The 18,744-nt window shown below is 67.3% G+C and carries 18 protein-coding genes; 14 read left to right on the forward strand and 4 right to left on the reverse strand.

Annotated features, from left to right (window positions below; all coding sequences use genetic code 11):
* The 3 genes from OG413_RS08290 to OG413_RS08300 form a co-directional block, all read right to left on the reverse strand.
* Positions 1-507, reverse strand: coding sequence for a DinB family protein (locus OG413_RS08290; protein WP_266803914.1), 507 nt, complete (start codon positions 505-507; stop codon positions 1-3).
* A 90-nt stretch (positions 508-597) separates the two neighbouring features.
* A complete protein-coding gene (locus OG413_RS08295) occupies positions 598-846 on the reverse strand; it encodes a hypothetical protein (RefSeq protein WP_266803916.1) in 249 nt (82 codons plus the stop codon).
* A 376-nt stretch (positions 847-1,222) separates the two neighbouring features.
* Positions 1,223-2,182: a LuxR C-terminal-related transcriptional regulator gene (locus tag OG413_RS08300; protein WP_266803917.1), complete on the reverse strand. Its 960-nt coding sequence runs from the start codon at positions 2,180-2,182 to the stop codon at positions 1,223-1,225.
* A 1,405-nt stretch (positions 2,183-3,587) separates the two neighbouring features.
* On the opposite strand from OG413_RS08300, the gene OG413_RS08305 reads away from it, so the two are divergent.
* The 3 genes from OG413_RS08305 to OG413_RS08315 all read left to right on the forward strand — a co-directional run bounded on the left by OG413_RS08305 (position 3,588) and on the right by OG413_RS08315 (position 6,607).
* Positions 3,588-4,193, forward strand: coding sequence for a hypothetical protein (locus OG413_RS08305; RefSeq protein ID WP_266803919.1), 606 nt, complete (start codon positions 3,588-3,590; stop codon positions 4,191-4,193).
* A gap of 159 nt (positions 4,194-4,352) precedes the next feature.
* Positions 4,353-5,744 (forward strand): helix-turn-helix domain-containing protein, encoded by a 1,392-nt coding sequence (locus tag OG413_RS08310; protein WP_266803920.1) that lies wholly within the window; start codon positions 4,353-4,355, stop codon positions 5,742-5,744.
* A 131-nt stretch (positions 5,745-5,875) separates the two neighbouring features.
* Positions 5,876-6,607 carry a 4'-phosphopantetheinyl transferase superfamily protein gene (locus OG413_RS08315; protein ID WP_323137910.1) on the forward strand — a complete coding sequence of 244 codons (732 nt, stop codon included), beginning with the start codon at positions 5,876-5,878 and terminating at the stop codon, positions 6,605-6,607.
* Here OG413_RS08315 and OG413_RS08320 read toward each other — a convergent pair.
* Complete coding sequence (locus OG413_RS08320) at positions 6,571-6,894, reverse strand: hypothetical protein (RefSeq protein ID WP_266803922.1); 324 nt, start codon at positions 6,892-6,894, stop codon at positions 6,571-6,573. The genes OG413_RS08315 and OG413_RS08320 overlap by 37 nt on opposite strands.
* A 500-nt stretch (positions 6,895-7,394) precedes the next feature.
* Between OG413_RS08320 and leuA the strand changes: the two genes are divergently transcribed.
* The 11 genes from leuA to OG413_RS08375 all read left to right on the forward strand — a co-directional run bounded on the left by leuA (position 7,395) and on the right by OG413_RS08375 (position 18,741).
* Positions 7,395-9,029, forward strand: a complete 1,635-nt coding sequence (gene leuA / locus OG413_RS08325; RefSeq protein ID WP_266809991.1) for a 2-isopropylmalate synthase — start codon at positions 7,395-7,397, stop codon at positions 9,027-9,029.
* Between the two features lie 116 nt (positions 9,030-9,145).
* On the forward strand, positions 9,146-9,886 hold the full coding sequence (locus OG413_RS08330) for a thioesterase II family protein (protein WP_266803924.1): 741 nt from the start codon (positions 9,146-9,148) through the stop codon (positions 9,884-9,886).
* A gap of 54 nt (positions 9,887-9,940) precedes the next feature.
* The gene (locus OG413_RS08335) at positions 9,941-10,255 is read left to right on the forward strand and encodes a phosphopantetheine-binding protein (RefSeq protein ID WP_266803925.1); all 315 of its coding nucleotides are present in this window, start codon (positions 9,941-9,943) and stop codon (positions 10,253-10,255) included.
* Complete coding sequence (locus OG413_RS08340) at positions 10,252-11,652, forward strand: cytochrome P450 (protein WP_266803926.1); 1,401 nt, start codon at positions 10,252-10,254, stop codon at positions 11,650-11,652. The genes OG413_RS08335 and OG413_RS08340 overlap by 4 nt, the downstream gene beginning before the upstream one ends.
* Positions 11,653-11,726: 74 nt before the next feature.
* On the forward strand, positions 11,727-11,939 hold the full coding sequence (locus tag OG413_RS08345) for an MbtH family NRPS accessory protein (protein ID WP_266809992.1): 213 nt from the start codon (positions 11,727-11,729) through the stop codon (positions 11,937-11,939).
* Positions 11,940-12,001: 62 nt separating this feature from the next.
* Complete coding sequence (locus tag OG413_RS08350) at positions 12,002-12,694, forward strand: thioesterase II family protein (RefSeq protein WP_266809994.1); 693 nt, start codon at positions 12,002-12,004, stop codon at positions 12,692-12,694.
* A 17-nt stretch (positions 12,695-12,711) separates the two neighbouring features.
* Complete coding sequence (locus OG413_RS08355) at positions 12,712-14,514, forward strand: non-ribosomal peptide synthetase (RefSeq protein ID WP_266803927.1); 1,803 nt, start codon at positions 12,712-12,714, stop codon at positions 14,512-14,514.
* The gene (locus OG413_RS08360; RefSeq protein ID WP_266803928.1) at positions 14,511-15,740 is read left to right on the forward strand and encodes a cytochrome P450; all 1,230 of its coding nucleotides are present in this window, start codon (positions 14,511-14,513) and stop codon (positions 15,738-15,740) included. Before OG413_RS08355 ends, OG413_RS08360 begins: the two co-directional genes overlap by 4 nt.
* On the forward strand, positions 15,737-16,474 hold the full coding sequence (locus OG413_RS08365; RefSeq protein WP_266803929.1) for a thioesterase II family protein: 738 nt from the start codon (positions 15,737-15,739) through the stop codon (positions 16,472-16,474). Before OG413_RS08360 ends, OG413_RS08365 begins: the two co-directional genes overlap by 4 nt.
* Positions 16,475-16,622: 148 nt before the next feature.
* On the forward strand, positions 16,623-17,567 hold the full coding sequence (locus tag OG413_RS08370; protein ID WP_266803931.1) for a TauD/TfdA family dioxygenase: 945 nt from the start codon (positions 16,623-16,625) through the stop codon (positions 17,565-17,567).
* Between the two features lie 97 nt (positions 17,568-17,664).
* Complete coding sequence (locus tag OG413_RS08375) at positions 17,665-18,741, forward strand: alpha/beta fold hydrolase (protein WP_266803933.1); 1,077 nt, start codon at positions 17,665-17,667, stop codon at positions 18,739-18,741.
* The last annotated feature ends 3 nt before the right edge of the window (positions 18,742-18,744 follow it).

Below are 18,744 nucleotides of genomic sequence, written 5' to 3' on the forward strand. Positions count from 1 at the left end.
CTAGTCGCCGGTCGTGCCGTCGAGCATCTCGCGCAGAATGTCCAGGTGGCCGTTGTGGCGGGCCGTCTCCTCGGTGAGATGGAGGAGGATCCAGCGCAGGTCGACATGGAGGCCGTTGCGAATGGTTCCCTTGGCCTGCCTGTCCAGATCGTTCCCGGCGACCAGTTCGCGGTAGTGGGCGCTCTGTTCGGCGTATTCGTCGAGCAACTGCGTAAGCGGAAAGTCGACGGCGATACGCATCTCGCGGTCGGGGTCCTCCTCCGTCATGGGGGCCCGGTCTTCCTCGCCGAGGAAGATCACTTGGAACCAGTAGTACTCGACCCAGCGGAGGTGGTTGATGACCCCGCTCATGGTCATCAGGGGTGAGCCCGGCAGCAGCGCCTTGCGTGCGTTCTCCGCAGAGACACCGTCGCACTTGGCGCGGGCGGTGTCACGTACGTAGTCGAGGAACGTGGTGAGCTGGGTGCGGTCGTCCCATGCGGGCGGCGTGTCTTCGATTTTGGTCATCGCGTGAAGCATCCCCGATCACCGCGCCCGATGTCGAGGCATTTCGCGGCGGACCCGACCTGCTCACCCAGTTCCTTGTCCGGCGGGTCGCTACAGCGATTCAGCGGCGGTGGGCAACCCGGAAAGATGCGCCGGACAAGCCCAGAGCTCCTTGGCCAGGGAGACGGGGCCGAGGCCGCTGAGGCCGAACGCCTCCAGCAACAGCAGCATGGTGAGGGCGAGCGTGACGCCCCAGAAGACGGTGGATAGGGACCATTCGTCGCCCCTGCTCATGGTCCGGCCGACCGTCGCGCCGCTGACCGTGATGGCGACGAGCGTGCACAGAGCGATCCGCAGCACGCCGGACTTCGGGTTCAGCAGCCGTCGGGCGAGCAGCGCAGGTACGAAGGTGAAAGGGAATCCGAAGAGGAAGGCAGGTAGCAGGTACTGGTATAGAGGCGAGTCCGCCAGCGATGTGAAGGTCCGCAGCGATGCCGCATTATCCAGGACCGTCGACCCCGCTTGTGCCGCAATACATGCCCCGAACGGCTTTGAGTCGGCACATACTCGTCGCCCCGCGGGTCTCGACCAGGAGAAACCGGACCACCTGGTGACGCCGGAACCCCCGGTTCGCGTCCAGAGACACCCGGCCTGTCGCCATGGCTCGTGGCCCAGTCCGTACGTAAATCCTGGTGACGTCGTCCTCCTCACGGAGGCTCCCGGCTGTCGCCGCTCCTCACGTTGCCGTCTTGGCTGAAGCCTCCTCCACGGCACCCAGGTCGGAGTAGTCCAGAAGGTTGGTCTGTGCGATGAGGTAGGCGAGCTGTGCGCGGCTGCGGCTGCCGAGGACTTCAGAGGTCTTCTGGACGTGGGTGCCCACCGTTCGCCTGCTGATGCCGAGCCGTCCAGCGATCGCCTCGTCGGTGTAGCCCTCCACCATGAGCCGCAGCACGGCCCTTCGGGTCTCGTCGGTGAGGGGCGGCGGGCGCAGCCGGGAGGGGGCCTCGCCCACGGCTGCCGCACGGCTCCACGCCTGCTCGAAGCCTTTGACCAGATACTCGATGACGCTGGGGTGCCGAATGAGCAATGCGGACTGGCGGCGGTCGCGCGGACCGGGGATGAAGGCCGTCCTGCTGTCGCACACGATGAGTCTGTCGAACACCTCGTCGAGCGTCCTGACCTCCGCGCCCGCGGACACCACTCGCTCGATGTAGGAGAGCGTGGGGCCGTGTGCCCGCACCGTGTGCTGGTATAGCGTGCGCTGTTTGACGCCGCGAGCGGCCAGGGCGAGATCGCGCGGCAGGGCCTCGGCGAGGAGCTCGGGCGAACGGCCACCGTTGGGCTGGGCGGTCAGCAGCTCCTCACGGCAGGACTGCACCGTCTCTTCCAGAGCGGCTGCGATCACGCTCTCACCGGAGAGCACCTGCATCGAGGTGCCGCCGTCCTGCTGGGCCTCCGCGTAGACAGCCTCCGCCCGGGCCATCGTAGTGCGTATCGCCGTCAGGGTGTCCTGGTACTCGGTGACTGCTTGCTTGATCGGCCGGGAAAGTGAGGCAGCAGCAAGGTCAGGAGGAATCGGAGTGAGAGAGCCCGGGTTGTCCGGCAGAGCCCGGAGCAACCCCAGGTCGAGCAGGCAGTCGGGGACCCGGTCAGTCGTAACGCCACCCGCCGCCAGCACGTCGCGATAGCGCTCCAAGCCGTCCTCGCATAGCTCAGGGAGCCGCGTTACCCCCACCTGATCCCGCTCTGTGCACATTTGCCCATCCTTCGCATTCCTGCATTGCCCACTCATGATGCCACTAAAATCTTCGCTCGCGGCGAACGGCGGTGGATGATTCTGGAACACCGCAACGGTGAACCACGTTCTTGAATCGAGGGGGACCCATGATTTACCGCATTCGCGCCATCCCTGTTGCACTCGGAACGGCCGCTCTGCTCGCCTTTGGCGCCGTCAATTTCCTTGTGGGCAGCGCGACGCTGGCGAATACTGAGTACGCGGCATCTGCTTCGCAGGGTTCCGAATCCGCTACGCCGGCCGACTCTGCGTGGGGGTAATTCCCGTCACGCTCCCGCAGCCGTCAGGACGGGATGCGGTCCGAGTGGATGAGGATCCGAACGTCAGGGCGACCACGGTGACGTCGCCCAGGTGACCTGGCATGAGAAACGCTGATTCGCATACTTCGCGAGAACCAGCGTGGCTCGTATCTGATATCCGGCGGAGTTGGATAGAATCTGGCGAATTCCAGTGCACCCTTGACGGCGATCCAGAATGTTGCGCGTCAGTGAAAGTGTGCACTTACGTGTGTCGGTTCGCGCGGGAATGCCGACCGGTTACGGTACCGGGCACCCCGAGGCGAGCGCCTTCACGCCGGCGTGCTCGACGGACCGCAGCCCCGATGGGCGCCACCGTGAGCCGACGGCATGGCGCAACGCGGTGAGCAGGCCGAAGGGCATGCGCGTTCGCCATCAACTGATCCGTGGGGGACGGCATTTGAGAGGGTCCGAAGCGTCTCGGCCGATCATCGTCCGGGAGTGTCCGACGAGGCGGCCGGTATGGCTCCGCGTGGCTCCACGTCTCGGAATTCGCCTTCGCGACTCTCAATTCGGTGCCGTCCCGTGGCCGGAGCTGTAAGTGGCGCACGCTACTGGGAGTCGGGCCCTTCTGTGAGTCACCGACAGATGTTGCAGTGCCTGAATGAAATGCCTGGTGTAAAGGAGGAGGAGTCAGGATGACCGATCGGCCCGTGGTGGCCCTGGTCGATGCTTACTCCAGCGCGCGACTGCTCGTTTCCCCGATCCGGGATCGAGGTTATGAAATTGTCCATGTGCAGAGCACTGCAATGATACCTGAATGGTTTGCGTCGTCCTTTCGCTGCGATGACTTTCGTGACCTCGTGGCGCATCGCGATCAATTCACGGACACGCTGGATCGCGTATCCTCCTATCGGCCGGTAGCCGTGCTGCCCGGACTCGGCACGGGGGTCGGACTCGCTGCGGCTCTTAGCGCGGGTCTGGGTCTGCGAAACAGTGGTGTGCGACGGAGCGTGGCTCAGCGGAATTCTGCGGAAATAGCCGGGCTGACGGGATTCAAGGTGCATTCCGTGAGTCTGGACGGAGTCCACTACATCTGCGATATCTGGGAGACGCGGCAGACCGGTTCACTGCAAGCGGACGGACGGCCGCGCGGTGCGAGGCTACTCGCCCGCCGGGGCGTGCGGCAGGACCGCTTGGTGGACCTGACTCTGGCAGGACTCGACGCGGCAGGGCTGCGTAACGGTCCGGCCTGCACGGAGTTCGAGCACACCGCGCACGGTCCGGTCCAGGTCGCCCCGAGCGCGGGCATCTGCGCGACCGACGAGCCGCTGCTCACGCGCGCGGCAATCGGCGAAGGACAGGCCGACTGGACCGTCTTCGCCTACCTCGCCCCGGAATGGTTCCGGCTGCGTGCCGCCAGGCCCTACCGGCAGCTACGGCACGCGGCCTGGGTCGCCCTGCCCACTCCGGCGTCCGGTTCCGCGAGATTCCGCAGCCTCATGCGGGAACTGAAGGCACTGGAGAGTTACCGCGGCGCAGTGGTGGGCGGAGCTCCGCCGGTGACCCGGGTTCAGTTCCTCCACGCCGACGAACAGACCGTGGAGCGTGACTACGTCGCGGCCTTGTCCTCGGTGGAGGGGTACGGGGAAGAGCCATGGACGTCAGCCGGCTGAACGCCTTTCTGACCGTGGCTCCTTCTGGACGGCGCCGGTAGTAGGGCATCACGGATGCCGGTGCCCGGGTCGACATCGCTTTCGGGGGGGGATGCGGCGACGGTGTGCGATCAGAATCAGTTTGCTGTCCGCAGCACGAGACACAGTGGCGAGGATACTTTGAATTCGACTCAGAACCGCGACGAGCGCACAGTAACGCTGGACCATCAGACGTCTCCGACCCTCGGGGCTGTACTCAAGGCGGCACGCAGACGCATCGGCGTCACCCAGACTCAGCTCGCCGACCTGTCGTCTGTCAGCGTCCGGACGATTCGCGATCTCGAACTCGATCTCACCCAGAACCCCCGGCGGGAAACTCTCCGACTACTGCTGGACGGTCTGCGGCTGACCGGAGTCCAGCGGGCGAGAGTCGAGGAAGCAGCCGCTGGGCCGTCTACTCGCGACATACCGGCCGACTCCCCCGCCCCGCCGCCCGCCGTCCTCGAACCGACCATCGGCCGCGAGCGCGACATCGAAGCTCTCATGGGTCTGATCAAGTTCGGCGGACACCGCCTGATCCGAGTGGTCGGCATGGCCGGAGTCGGCAAGTCCCGGCTGATCCAGGAGGTCGCCGGGGCGATGGACGCCTCTGCCCAGATGCCGGTCGTCTGGGCGGAGCCGGAAGGCGGGCCCGCCGGCAAGCCTGCGGACCGCTTGCAGGCTCATATCGCCGCCCTGCTCCGCGGCGATTCCGAGCTCGGCTATCTGGCCACCGCCTTTGGCACCAACGACATCCTGCTGGTGGTGCCCGACGTCACCATGAGCCCCGGCACGCAGGCGGCGCTCCGGCGCCTGCTGGTGCGGTGCCGGGGACTGCACGTCCTGTACGAGGCCCGTGAGGGCTCGAAGTGGGGCGCGGGCACTGACTACCCTGTCTTTCCGCTGTCCGTGGCAGACCGTTCGGTCGGTCCCACAGGCCGTGAATCGGCCGTCAGCCCTGCTCTGCAGCTGATGCTGTCGCGCTGCAGCTCCCTCGAACGCGAGGCGCTGGTCGACAGCCGGATCATGGCCGTGCTCGCCGGCATCTGCCAGAGCCTTGACGGCATCCCCCAAGCGATCGAAGCTGCCGCCGCTTGGCTCCTCCTCTACAGTCCGGACCAGCTCCTGAGCCTGGCCAGGCGCAATCCGATCAAGCTCGCCACCCCACCCGGCAACGACACCGCCGATCTACGGGCGGTGCTCGGGGCGTCCATCAAGTCGCTGCATCCACGCGACGCCGACGTCCTGCGCCAGCTCGCCGCCCATTCGCTCCCCTGGACCATGGCCCAGGCCTTCGCCTCGCCGGAGCAAGTCGGCGACTCGGCGCTGAGCGCCATCCACTTGCTGTGCACCCGGGGCCTGGTACGCCCAGCCAACTGGGACGCCGGCGGCACCCCCAGGTTCACCGTGCTGAACCTGGTCCGCCATCTGCTGGCGGAGCGCGCCGCACCGGCGACCCCCGCACTCGAATCCAGGGGGCCTCTGCGTTGGCAATCCCCTGCGAGCGTGGAGTCCCCGTCCTATGCGGCTTGAGTGCGTGAACGGGCCTGATCGTTGAGTGGGCCCACGGAACAGAGGAGAATCGAGAGCACGTGCTCGAGCACATACTTCCCCCCACGGTCCAGACCGCTCACTCGCTGAGTGATCGCGCCGACGCCGAGGCCGTGTTGTTCCCCGAGGAGTGGCCCGCCGTCGCGAGAGCCGTCACCTCCCGCCAGGCGGAGTACGCGACAGTACGTGCCTGCGCACGTGACGCGCTCACGAAGCTCGGGCAGCCTCCCGTGGCCCTGGTTCCCGGTGAAGACAGGGAACCTCGCTGGCCGGCCGGAATCGTGGGGAGCATGACCCACTGCACGGGTTACCGGGGTGCGGCGGTCGCGCACGATCGCGATATCGCCGCACTGGGCATCGACGCGGAACCGAATGCTCCATTGCCCGACGGCGACAGCCTGCTGAATGTACTCGCGCGCCGCGAAGAAGCCGACCTCCTGGCGATCCTGCCTGCCTGCGGAACCGCGTGGGACCGGTTGCTGTTCAGCGCGAAGGAATGCGTCTACAAAACCTGGTTCCCACTGACCAGGCGCTGGCTCGGATTCGAAGAAGCAATCGTGAGGATCAGCCCCGCAGGAACCTTTGAAGCACAACTACTCGTCGAGGGGCCCACGCTGGACGGGGAAGTCCTGGACAGTTTCAGCGGCACCTGGCTGCACATGGACGGCCTTCTCCTGACCGCTATCGCCGTGCCGTTTCGGCGTACAAGTGAACGCGGCGCTGGCAACGAGTCGCGGGCCGTACCCGGGAGTTGGCCCAATATCCCATCGCTCTGGAGCCAGGAAGCAGGGGCCGAAGGGGCCGACCGTCAGTACCAGTCGTCGTCAGACTTCGTGACGTCGTGACGACCGTAGGGATCACCGTCTTCGGGCAACGGCGGGAGCACCAGGGCACTTGGCAGCGGTCCTTGGTCCTGCTGACGCGCGTAGCGATGCATACGGACCCGCAGATGCATCTTCCGTTCCCGCATACTCAGCCGACGCCGCTCCCGCCGTCCGGCTTCATCGTCGTCCAGTTCCTGGGTGAGTCGCCGATTCTCCCAGTAATCACGCTCCTGGTCGGCAACCTCCTCCCCGGGAGAGGGGGCACCCTCACGGTCACCGTCATCGTCATCGTCCAAGCGGGCTGTCATGCGGCTCAGATTACTTGCAGCCCGGAGTTCTCGAGTGTGGCGTGCACCACCCTTGAAGAGGCGACTCGACATCCTGGTCCTCGCCGCGGGAGCTGGGGCGGATCCGACCGGCGGTACTAGGCGGAAGTCGCCGCCTGGTCGCCTCTGTTGCTGCCGATCCTGGGGCGTTGGCACTCCTAAGGTCTTGATTCATCGCGCATGGCAATCAGATCGCCGTACAAGCAAGTTGGCGGATCAGCGAGCGTTCTTTTCCGAAGGCGCACCAGACCTGTGACTGCTGCTTTCAACCATGCGCACAACATCGCGCGAGTCTTCGGCGCGGCAGGCACCAGTACAGGCCGACTCCTGGGGTGAGCGCGCCCCTCAGTACACGGACATACCTTTCCGATTTGGGCAGAGGACCAATGATGTCAAGCACACTCGTGGAACGGCCCGCCTTCGTGGCCGCCACCTCCCTGACCGGTATCTCCCTGACCGGTAGCGTTCAGCAGCCGAGCGGTATGCCGGTGCACCGCTACAAGCCCTTCGACGGCCCGGATCTGCCGGACCGCCGGTGGCCGGCGCGCAAGCTCCGCAAGGCGCCTCTGTGGTGCTCGGTGGACCTCCGCGACGGCAACCAGGCGCTGCCCGAGCCCATGGATCTGGCGCGCAAGCATCGGCTGTTCCGGCAACTCGTCGCCATGGGCTTCAAGGAGATCGAGGTCGGTTTCCCGTCGGCGAGCCAGGTCGACTTCGACTTCGTGCGCGAGCTGATCGAGCAGGACCTGATCCCGCACGACGTGACGATCCAAGTCATCATGCAGGCACGTACCGAACTGATCGAGCGCACCTTCGAGGCGCTGCGAGGCGCCCCGCGCGCTGTGGTCCACCTGTACAACTCCGTCTCACCGCTCCAGCGCCGGGTGGTGTTCGGCGCGGACCGTGAGGACATCCTCCACATGACGGTGCAAGCGGTCCGGCTGATCACCAAGCTCGCGGCGCAACATGTCGGCGGAGAGATCCTGTTCGAGTACTCGCCGGAGTCGTTCACCGCGACCGAGCCCGACTACGCGCTGGAAATCTGCGAGGCCGTCATGGACGTCTGGCAGCCGGCTCCGGGGCGTCCGATCATCATCAACCTGCCCGCGACCGTCGAGTGCACCCTGCCCAACGAGTTCGCCGATCAGGTCGAGTGGATGGACCGCAACCTGAGCCGTCGCGAGCACATCAGCCTGTCCGTGCACCCGCACAACGACCGGGGCACGGGAGTGGCCGCGGCCGAACTCGCGGTCCTGGCCGGGGCCGACCGGGTGGAGGGCTGCCTGTTCGGCAACGGCGAGCGCACCGGCAACGTGGACCTGCTGACGCTCGGCATGAACCTCTTTTCCCAGGGTGTCGACCCAATGATCGACTTCTCGGACATCGCCACGATCCGGCAGGTCGCCGAGGAGTGCACGCAGTTGCCGACCCATCCGCGTCACCCGTACGCGGGCGACCTGGTGTACACGGCGTTCTCCGGTTCCCATCAGGATGCGATCAAGAAGGGGTTCGACTCGATGGAGCGAGCGGCGCAGAGCGCCGGGACTTTCATCGGTGAGACCCCCTGGGGCGTTCCCTACCTGCCGATCGACCCGAAGGACGTCGGCCGTTCGTACGAGGCGATCATTCGCGTCAACAGCCAGTCGGGCAAGGGCGGGGTCGCCTACCTGCTCAAGACAGGGCGCGGCATCGACCTTCCGCGCCGCCTCCAGGTGGAGTTCTCCCGCCTGGTCCAGCGGCACAGCGAGGAATGCGCCACCGAGGTCGGGTCCGCGCAGGTGTGGGAGCTCTTCACCCGGGAGTTCCTGGCCGAGGGCCTGCGGCTGCGGGTGACCGGCACGGCGGACGGCGTGGTCGAGGCGGAACTCGACGGATCCACCCGCTACTTCCGAGCCGACGGCGGTGAGGCATTCGCCGAGGCGCTGCGGGGCGCCGGGACGGACGTGGTCGCGCAGTCCCTCACCATCCAGCCGCCTGGCGCCGAGAACTCCTCGGTGGTCGTCTACGCCGAGTGCACGGTCGGCGGGGAGAGCGTCTGGGGTGTCGGCCTCCACTCCGACGAGGCCGGCGCAGCCGTGCGCGCCATAGCCTCCGCGGTCAACCGGGCCGCCCGGTAACACCGCAGCACGCCGCTTCGGACCGGGGCGCCCCGCCACGGCGCCGTCAGCTCGGTGGCCGGGCCCATGAGATAGGCAAAACAACGATGTTCAGAGATCTCCGGAAGCGTCCCGGGATGTCCTCCAACGGGCCGACCGAGGAGCTGACCTGCTATTTCCTTCACCATGCGGGCGGTTCCGCCGCTGGCTACATGCCGCTGGCCCAGGCTTTCCCGCCTGACTGGCGACTGCGCGCCATCGATCTCCCGGGCCGCGGCACGGACTACCATCAGCCGCACTGCCGTGACGCGGCGGAGGCCGTGGAGCTGCTCAAGCCCGCCTTCCTGGCCGAAGCGAGCGGCCCGTACGCCGTGTTCGGGCACAGCATGGGCGCCCTGATCGGATACGAGCTCGTCCGGGAGCTGGAGCGGGCCGGTCTCCCGCCGGTCTGGCTCGGGGTGTCCGCGATGCCCGCGCCCAAGCTGGCGTGCGCCCGCTTCTCGGAGCGCCGCGACCTGTGGTCGCCGGAGCAGTTGATCAGCTTCATGCGGAGGCTGGACGGCACTCCGGAGGAGATGCTGACCGACCCCGACATAGCGGCCTGGATGGTCGGCATCCTGCGGGGTGACCTGCACCTGGTGGACACCTACGAGTACGCGGAGGGACCGCCCGTCACGGTGCCGATGTCGGTCTTCATGGGCGTCGAGGACGAGCTTTCCACGCCCGAGCTGATCGACGACTGGCAGTCGTACTGCACCCGGCCCGTGCGGTTCCACTACCTGTCCGGGGGCCACTTCTACCTGTTCGAGCAGGCAGAAAGCCTCGCTCGGTACATGGCCGAGGACATAGCGAAGGTCGGGGAGACGGCACCGCTGTGATCACAGTCCACCCGAAGTACGAGATCGACCCCGACTGAGAAGGAAAGACAGGCAATGGAATCGTCACCGAAGGCCGTCCGTCAGCAAGGCGAACAGGGCGAGATATCGGAACTTCCGAACACATGCCCTGACCCATCCACTCCGCTTGAGCAGGTAATCGCGGAGCTGTGGGCATCATTTCTCGACGACCGCGAGGTCGGGGCAGACGACAACTTCTTCGAGATCGGCGGAAATTCGCTGATCGGCATCCGGATCCTTGAACGGCTGTCGCAGACGTACGGAGTCCAGCTGTCCGTACGTGACTTCTACCTGGCGCAGACCCCGGCTCGGGTTGCCGAGCTGATCGAACTGAGCAGGGCCCGGACGTGAGGTTGACACCGGGCGTCGGCCGCGACATCAACCTCGATGATGTCGATCTGCTCGACTTGGACCTCTACACATCGGGCGATCCGCACAGTATCTGGGACGTGATGCGGGCGAAGGCGCCCTTGCATCACCAAAAGCTGGCGGACGGCCGGGAATTCTGGTCGGTGACCCGCTACGACGACGTCTGCCGCGTGCTCGGCGACCACCGGGAATTCACCTCGGAACGCGGCACGGTGATCACTCATCTCGGGGAGGACGACGTAGCGGCCGGCGTGCTGCTGACGTCCACCGACCCGCCCCGGCACACCGCGGTCCGCAGGCCGATCGCTCCCAAGCTCACCGCACGGGCGGTGAAGTCCTGGGAGGACGGCATCCGGCGGGCGATCGTACGGTTCCTCGAACCGGCCCTCGACGGCTCCACCTTCGACCTGGGCGAGCAGGTGCAACGCCTGCCTGCGATCGTCACGGGTCCACTCCTGGGAATCCCGGAGAAGGACTGGGACGAACTCGTACAGCTGACTTCGATGGTGATGGCCCCTTCGGACCCGCAATTCAAACTCGGTAGCGAAGCGGCGACACTGGCCATCGCCCACCACGAGCTCGTCGACTACGTGACCCAATGGGTCAAACGGCGGCGGTCGGACGGCGGGGAGGACGGGAGTCTACTCGACCACCTGATGAGCGTCCGCGCGGGGGACGCGCCGCTGACCGACGCGGAGATCGCCCTCGACGGCTACAGCATCCTTCTGGGCGCCAACATCACGACTCCGTACACCATCTCGGGCACGGTGCAGGCGCTCATCGAACACCCCGAGCAGTACGCGCGGGCCGCCGCCGACCTGTCCCTGGTGCCCAACCTCGTCGAGGAAGGGCTGCGCTGGACATCGTCCGCGTGCAACTTCATGCGGTACGCGGTGCACGACGTTGAGATCGGCGGGGGCACGATCCCCGCCGGCGGAGCGGTTGTCGCATGGATCGGGTCGGCCAACCGGGACGAGTCCCAGTTCCCCGACCCGCACAGATTCGACATCACGCGCAGCAACGCGAAGCGGCAAGTCGCCTTTGGCTTCGGACCGCACTTCTGCATCGGGGCGCCGCTGGCCCGGATGACCCTGCGCATCTTCCTCGAGGAACTTCTTCAGCGGTGCGGGTCGATTGAACTCGATGGAGAACCGCAGCATCTGCGGTCGATCTTCATTGCGGGGATGACCCAATTGCCCATCACCGTCCAGAAGAGGCGACACGACGGTCGCCACCGCGAGGGGCAGTGGGGCGCCGATTCGGCAACAGCCGGCGCCGACACCGCCGCACGGTCTGCCGAAACACCGGAATTCGAGTGCCCGGCAGTTGCCGCTGTTTTGCCTCAGCAGGTGCCGGTGACGGTCGCTTCCGGGTTCTAGCCTGGTTTTCTGAGCTTCATCTGGCAGGGCCACCATTTTTGAGCTCACCCACCCACATCCCGACCGGAGCAATGATGAGCAACACCTCACTGGAAGCAGCGGAGAGTGCCACATGGCTGGCCGTGCGCAACGAGGAAGGGCGGCACAGCATTTGGCCTGTCGGCCTTTCCATACCCCCCGGATGGAGCGAGGCCGGGCACTGCGGCGATAAGTCCAGTTGTCTGGATTGGATTTCGGAGAATTGGGTGGACGCGCGCCCGGCCGGTGTGGGTCGGGTGCGGACTTGAGCATTCGAGAAGGCCGTCGGCAATGGCTCGTCCGCGATACCGATCCCGACGCGCGAGCCCGGGTGTTCTGCTTTCCGGTGGCCGGAATAGGTGCTTCCGCCTATCGCGGCTGGCCCACGCGGATTGATGACATCGAGATCTGTCCCGTCCAGCTCCCGGGCCGTGAGAACCGGTTCAGGTCCCCCGCCCATACGTCCATGGAGGTGTTCGCCAAGGAAGCGGCCGACGTACTCCAGCCCTACTTGGACAAGCCCTTCGCCTTCTTCGGCCACTGCTTCGGGGCGCGCCTGAGCTACGGCCTCTCGGTCGAGCTCGCCGCCCGTGGCGGTCCGATGCCCCAGCAGATCTTCGCCTCCTCGTGCCTGGCTCCCCACCGCGGCGGCTACTTCGGCGGCGGTCGCTCCGGCCCCTTCACGCCGGAGACCACGGACGAGGAGTACATGGAGGAGCTGCGCTACGGCTGCGAGCAGCGCGGCGAGCCCACACCCCCGGACGAGCTGCTCGCCCTGTCCATCCAGGTGCTGCGCGCCGACATCGCACTGACCTGCGGCTACCAGCCCTCCAGCGCGGGCAGCACCCTCTTGAACGTAACCACCATCTCCTGGACCGGGGACACGCACATGCGTCCCGAGGAGATGGACGAGTGGTCGGCCTACGGAAATGTGCACCAAATCCTGCTGACCGGAGACGACTTCACCCACCGATCGGCACCGGCGGACCTGCTTCAGGTCATCGCAGACGGTCTCCCCGAATGAATAGGAGTGCTCGCACCGTGAACACGGACGACCGCACTGCCCTGGGCGTGCCCCTCACCCTCACCGAGCTCTTCGCCCGGTCAGCCGCCGCGCACGGCGACTCTCCGGCGGTGTCGGACGACTCCGGCCGCCGGCTCACCTACGCCGAGCTCGACCGCGCGTCGGCGGAGCTGGCCCAGCGCCTCATCGACAAGGGCGTACGCCGAGAGGACCGGGTGGGCATCCACCGCGAGCGCGATGTCGACCTCGTCATCAGCATTCTCGGCGTACTACGAGCCGGCGCGGCCTACGTAGCCGTGGACCTGCGTTACCCGAAGGCCCGGCGCGAGCTCATGCTCCGCGCAGCCGACGGCCGTCTGACCCTGGTCGGCCCGGGCGAGCGGGAACAGCTCGGTGACCAGGTGCGCACCATGGTCTGGGAGTACGACGCCGAACGCGCCCAGGCCGACGCGCCGAAGGCCGGCCTGCCCGAGCCCGCCCCGCAGGACGCCGCGTGCGTGCTGTTCACCTCCGGCTCCACCGGTACCCCCAAGGGCGTCGTGGTCGAGCACCACAACCTCGTGCACTTCGCGGTGAATCCGCGGCTGCCGGTACTCAGCCCCGCCGACCGCGTGGCCCAGATCGCGAACATCTCCTTCGACACCTTCCACTGGGAGCTGTGGAGTGCGTTCTGGGCCGGCGCCGAGATCGTCATGATGCCCTCGGTGCCCGACCTGGTGAAGGGCGACCCCGGCCGCGAGCTGCGCCGCCGCCGGATCACCGCGCTGCTCTCGCCGACCATGGCCTTCAACCACATCGCGGCCGAGGACGCCGACGTGTTCTCCTCGCTCCGCGTGCTGCAGACCGGTGGCGACGTGGTCCGTCCCGCCGCCTGCCGCGACGTGCTCGCGAGCAAGTTCTCGGGTCAACTGGTCAATCTGTACGGGCCCACCGAGGGAACCACCGCGGCCACCGCGTTCACCATCACCGACGTCGCGCAGGAAGCGACGAGCGTGCCCATCGGCGCCGGTCTCGCGGGCGTGCAACTGCACGTCCTGGACACGCAGTTGCGCCAGGTGCCGAAGGGCACACCGGGCGAGCTCCACATCGGCGGAGCCGGCGTGACTCGCGGCTATCTGCGTGATCCCGCGCGAACGGCGGAGCGGTTCCTGCCCGACCCGTTCGGCACCCCCGGATCCGTGATGTACGCGACCGGCGACCTCGTCAGCGTGCGCCCCGATGGCGTACTGGATTACCTCGGCCGGAACGACGACCAGGTGAAGATCCGCGGCTACCGGGTCGAGCCGCGCGAGGTGGAGCGTTCGCTGCTGGCCTGCTCCGGCGTTCTCGACGTCGCCGTGCTGCCGCAGGGCGAGGGCCAGGACAAGCGGCTCGTCGCGTTCGTCGTGCCCCAGGGCCGGACCACCATGCCCGAGGTGCGTGCGTACGCCGAGGCGACCATCCCGGACTATCAGGTGCCCTCCGAGTTCCTTCAGGTGCCGGAGATCCAGTCCACCCCGCACGGCAAGCGCGACACGGCGGCGCTGCTGGAGCTCCTGGGCGACCGGGACCGGTGCCGCAGCGACTACGTGGCACCGCGCACGGACAGCGAGCGCTACCTCACCAAGGTCTGGGAGGAGCTGCTCGGCACCGAGCGGATCAGCGTCAACGACGACTTCTTCGAGCTCGGCGGCAACTCGATGCTGGCCTTCCGCATGAGCCGCCGGATCAGCCGGGACCAGGGGGCGGGTATCGGGCTGGAAGACGTGCTCGGCAACACGGTGCTGTCCGACATGGCGCTCGCCCTCGACGCGTCGCGGAGCAAGGGAGAGGACGAATGACGCAGCTTCTGATGTCGGCCGCCGACATCGACCTCAATGACACCGAGGCCTTCGTCACCGGCGACCCCCACGAGTTGTGGGCGCGGCTGCGCGCGGAGGACCCGGTCCACTGGAACCCCACGCCCGAGGGCGGGTTCTGGGCCCTGACCAAGTTCGACGACGTGCTGATGGGCTTCCGGGACACCGAGACGTTCAGCTCTGAGCACGGAACCGTCATCGGCGGCTCGTTCCGCAACGAGGTCGACACCGCCTCCGGGCGCATGCTCGTCACCTCCGACGCACAGCGCCACCGGCAGCTGCGCCGCCGGATGCACCGTGTGTTCTCCGCGAGGATGATCGAGCGGGTGACGGAGACGGTCCGCGAGCGGGTCGCCGTCGTGCTGGACAAGATGTGGGTCGACGGCGGCGGCGACTTCGCCATCGACGTGGCCCGCGAGCTGCCGGCCGGTGGTCTGATGGCCCAGCTGAACATCGGACACGCCGACGCGCTGCACCTGCTGCGCCTCACCCAGGCCATGATCGGGTACCGGGACGAGGACCACACCCTCGGCATCGCGCACGAAGGGCTGCGGCTCGCGACCGCCCAGGCGGACGTCTTCGACTTCTTCCTGGACCTGATCGCCGAGCGCCGGGCCAAGCCAGGCGACGACGCGGTGAGCATCCTGCTCCGGCCCGAGCCGGGTGAGCGTGAACTCGACGAGGACACGCTTCTGTTCAACCTCATGAACCTGGCCATCGGCGGCAACGAGACGACCCAGCACAGCGCCAGTGGTGGTCTGCTCGCGCTGATGGACGACCCGGCGCAGTGGGAAATGCTGCGGGCGGACCGGAAGCTGGTCGGCACCGGTCTCGAGGAGTTCGTCCGCTGGACGTCCACCGCCTCGTACGTGCAGCGGCAGGTCACCAAGCCTGTCGTGGTGCGCGGCGTGCAGCTGGCCGAGGGCGACTCGGTCACGCTGTGGACGGCGTCCGCCAACCGCGACGAGGACCAGTTCCCCGACCCGAACCGGTTCGACCTCGGCCGCACCCCCAACCGCCATGTCGGCTTCGCCAGCGGACCGCATCACTGCATCGGTGCCGCGATGGGCCGCACCGCGCTCGCCGCCCTGCTCCAGGGACTGCGCGAGCGGCCCGGCCGGCTGGTCCCGGCCGGCCCGACAGTCCGGCTCCGGTCGAACTTCATGCTCGAGTACAAGAGCGTTCCCGCCGAGGTGACCGCGGTATGACTGTCTGGACCCTGCAGCCCATTCCGGCCGACGGCGATTACCTGGTCTTCGGCGTGCCATACGCGGGCACCGGAGCCGCCTCGTTCAAGGCGTGGCCGCGAGAGCTCGGCGCGGGCCGGTTCTGCGCCGTGCAGCCGCCGGGCCGCGAGAACCGGTTCGGCGAAGCCCACGTCAGCAGCCACCAGGAGTTCGCGGAGGGCCTGGTGGCGGAGATCGCCGACCAGCTGGACCGGCCGTACGCGCTGATCGGGCACTGCGGGGCGGTGCCATTCCTGCTGCAGATCGCGGCACATCTGGAGAAGCAGGGCCTGCCGACTCCCCAGCGGCTGTTCGCCTCCGGGTGGGGCGCTCCGCACAAGGGGCTCTACGGCAAGCTGAACTTCGTCGACCTCGACGAGGTCGACATGGTCGCCGAGATCGAGGAGCGGTGCACGGCCCTGGGCTACCAACTGCCCTCCGAATACCTTGAGATGGCCGCAGAGACCCTCCTTGCCGATGTGCGGCTGCAGCGCGGCTACCGGGCCGAGGCACTGCCCAGCCGGAACATCCCCGTCTCGGTGATCGGCTGGACCGAGGACGCTGTCGTCCCCCAGGCCGAGGTATGGCCCGGATGGGACGAGTGCGCCTCGACCACGTACCACGTTCTTGAGGGCGATCACTGGGAATTCCTTCGCTTCCCCCAAGAGCTGCGCGACCTCGTCGAGCGCGAAATGACCGCAGCGATCAGCAAGTAGACGGCCGATGCGGCTCGTGACTGCCAGACACCACGCAAACGAACACGGCGTGACATCCAGCATCAAGGCCGCGTAGACGCTCAAAGGACCAGACATGCCCATTCACGCGTTGAGCCATCGAGCCCCCCAGGACATTGACCGACCGAGCGTGACGCTGACCGACCGGGAGCGCACCGAGGTGCGCGCCCTGGCGGAGGAACTGCACCGGTCTCCGGCCGCCGGGCAGGTCGACGATCCCCGCTGGCTGGCGCAAGCGCGGCGGCACAGCTGCCGGCTGCCGGTCCGGCTGCTCGAAGCCCTGCGCGACTTCCGCTCCGCGCCCGGCCTCGGCGGAACCCTGCTGGTCGGAAACCTCCCCGTCGACGCGGAGACGTTGCCCGACACTCCGTCGGTGCCGGACTCGGTGGAGCGCAGAGCCACGGTGCCCGCTTCGACGGCGATGCTTCTCGGCCAGCAGCTCGGCGATGTGTTCGCCTTCCGCAACGAGAAGCACGGCGCACTGGTGCACAACGTCGTGCCGGTCCCGGCACTGGCAGCCTCGCAGAGCAACGGCGGTTCCGTCGAGCTCGAACTGCACAACGAGAACGCCTTCCACCCGCACCGGCCGGACCTCATCGGGCTGCTCTGCCTGCGCAGCGATCAGGAGGGCACGGCGGGCACCCTGTTCTCCTCCATAAGGCGGGCACGAGTGCTGCTCGACGACAGCGACGTGGCGATCCTGCGTCAGCCCCGGTTCGTCACCGAGGCGCCGCCGTCGTTCCATGCGGGCGACTCGGCCACCGCGCACGGCGTCCTGAACGGCTCGTTCGACGACCCGGACATCCAGGTCGACTTCAACGCGACCAGGGCACTTGACGACGAGGCCGGCGGAGCGCTGCGCCGGCTCGGCGCCGCCCTGACCGAGGTGGCGTCGGAACTGGTGCTGCGGCCGGGCGACATGGCGTTCCTGGACAACCGCCTCGTGGTGCACGGCCGTACCGAGTTCACACCCCGCTACGACGGCAACGACCGCTGGCTGCACCGGGTCTACGCCCATCTGGACGGGCGGCCCAGTCTGTCGCACCGGGTCGGCCCAGGGCCTGTTCTGGCCTAGGGGCTGTACCGAGCCCAGGCCGGATCAGGCCCACGGCCTGATCCGGCGGACAGCTCCCAGTCGATCGCCCGTGAGATTCCCGAAAAGGACACAGCGCATGAATGCAGCCCAGACGGCTGTCATCCCGTCGGCCGAACCGGCGGCGCCCAGCTTGGTGCGACAGATCCTCCTGGACATCTGGAGCACCACGCTCAAGCACGACGTGACCGTGCACGACAACTTCTTCCAATCCGGTGGCGATTCGCTGACGGCCCTTGTCACCATCGAGCAGATCAACCAGCGCCTCGGCTGGCGGCTCAACCTGGGCGACCTAATGCGGTTCCAGACCATCGCCGAACTGAGCGCGGAAAAGGCGCAGCCGCAGGCCGCGAACAGCGAGATCGCGCTGATCCGGATGAGCAACCAGGGTTCGCGCACTCCGATCGTCTTCGTCCACGCCGGGCACGGCATGGTCGACGGCTACGGTCGGCTCATCCGGGAGCTGGGCACGGACCGGGCCTGCTACGGGCTGCAGTCCCCCTTGCTGGTCGAGGGCGCCGGAAGCGTGCCGGACGACATCCAGGGGCTTGCCGGGCTCTACGCGGACGCGCTGCAGGACGAATTCGGTGAGGACGAGTTCCATCTCTTCGGCTCCTGCGCAGGCGGCGCGCTCAGCCTGGAACTCAACCGCATCGCCGCCGATCGCGGGCTTGCCATCGGCCGGACGATCGTGGTCGACGGCTACATCGAACGGAACCCCTCCAGTGTGACGTCCGAGGACGAGCTGATCGTGGACTTCTACGAGGGCCTCCTGCGCATGTCGGGCACTACGGAACAGTTTCCGGCGATGAGCCCGCGGGACGCCGACCTCGAGCTGGCACTGCGCAACTCGGCCGCCGCCATGTTCGGCGCCGGTCTGGGCTTCGACGAGCGGGCCGAGGCATTCTGCCGCCGCCTCTACACCTCCTTCGTCAGCACCGCACGGGCATGGGAGTCCTACCGCCCCGAGCCCGCCGACGTCGATCTGCTCCTGTTCCTCGCGCAGGACAACTACACGCTCGAAGACTGGCGTTCGGTCATCAAGGGCGAGCTGACCGCGGAAGTACTGGATTCCGAGTTCTACGGCCAGCGGCTCTGCATCGAAGAGGCCTCGTATCTCGTGGCCCGCACCATCAACTACCTGGGCGAGGACTGATCA

This window comes from Streptomyces sp. NBC_01433, assembly GCF_026340105.1.
GTDB lineage: Bacteria > Actinomycetota > Actinomycetes > Streptomycetales > Streptomycetaceae > Streptomyces.

Excerpts from the sequence above, each read along its gene's own strand:
- OG413_RS08290 (WP_266803914.1), bottom strand. The coding sequence starts at position 507 with ATGACCAAAATCGAAGACACGCCGCCCGCATGGGACGACCGCACCCAG.
- leuA (WP_266809991.1), top strand. The coding sequence starts at position 7,395 with ATGCCGGTGCACCGCTACAAGCCCTTCGACGGCCCGGATCTGCCGGAC.
- OG413_RS08360 (WP_266803928.1), top strand. The coding sequence starts at position 14,511 with ATGACGCAGCTTCTGATGTCGGCCGCCGACATCGACCTCAATGACACC.
- OG413_RS08335 (WP_266803925.1), top strand. The coding sequence starts at position 9,941 with ATGGAATCGTCACCGAAGGCCGTCCGTCAGCAAGGCGAACAGGGCGAG.
- OG413_RS08330 (WP_266803924.1), top strand. The coding sequence starts at position 9,146 with ATGTCCTCCAACGGGCCGACCGAGGAGCTGACCTGCTATTTCCTTCAC.
- OG413_RS08345 (WP_266809992.1), top strand. The coding sequence starts at position 11,727 with ATGAGCAACACCTCACTGGAAGCAGCGGAGAGTGCCACATGGCTGGCC.
- OG413_RS08365 (WP_266803929.1), top strand. The coding sequence starts at position 15,737 with ATGACTGTCTGGACCCTGCAGCCCATTCCGGCCGACGGCGATTACCTG.
- OG413_RS08320 (WP_266803922.1), bottom strand. The coding sequence starts at position 6,894 with ATGACAGCCCGCTTGGACGATGACGATGACGGTGACCGTGAGGGTGCC.
- OG413_RS08375 (WP_266803933.1), top strand. The coding sequence starts at position 17,665 with ATGAATGCAGCCCAGACGGCTGTCATCCCGTCGGCCGAACCGGCGGCG.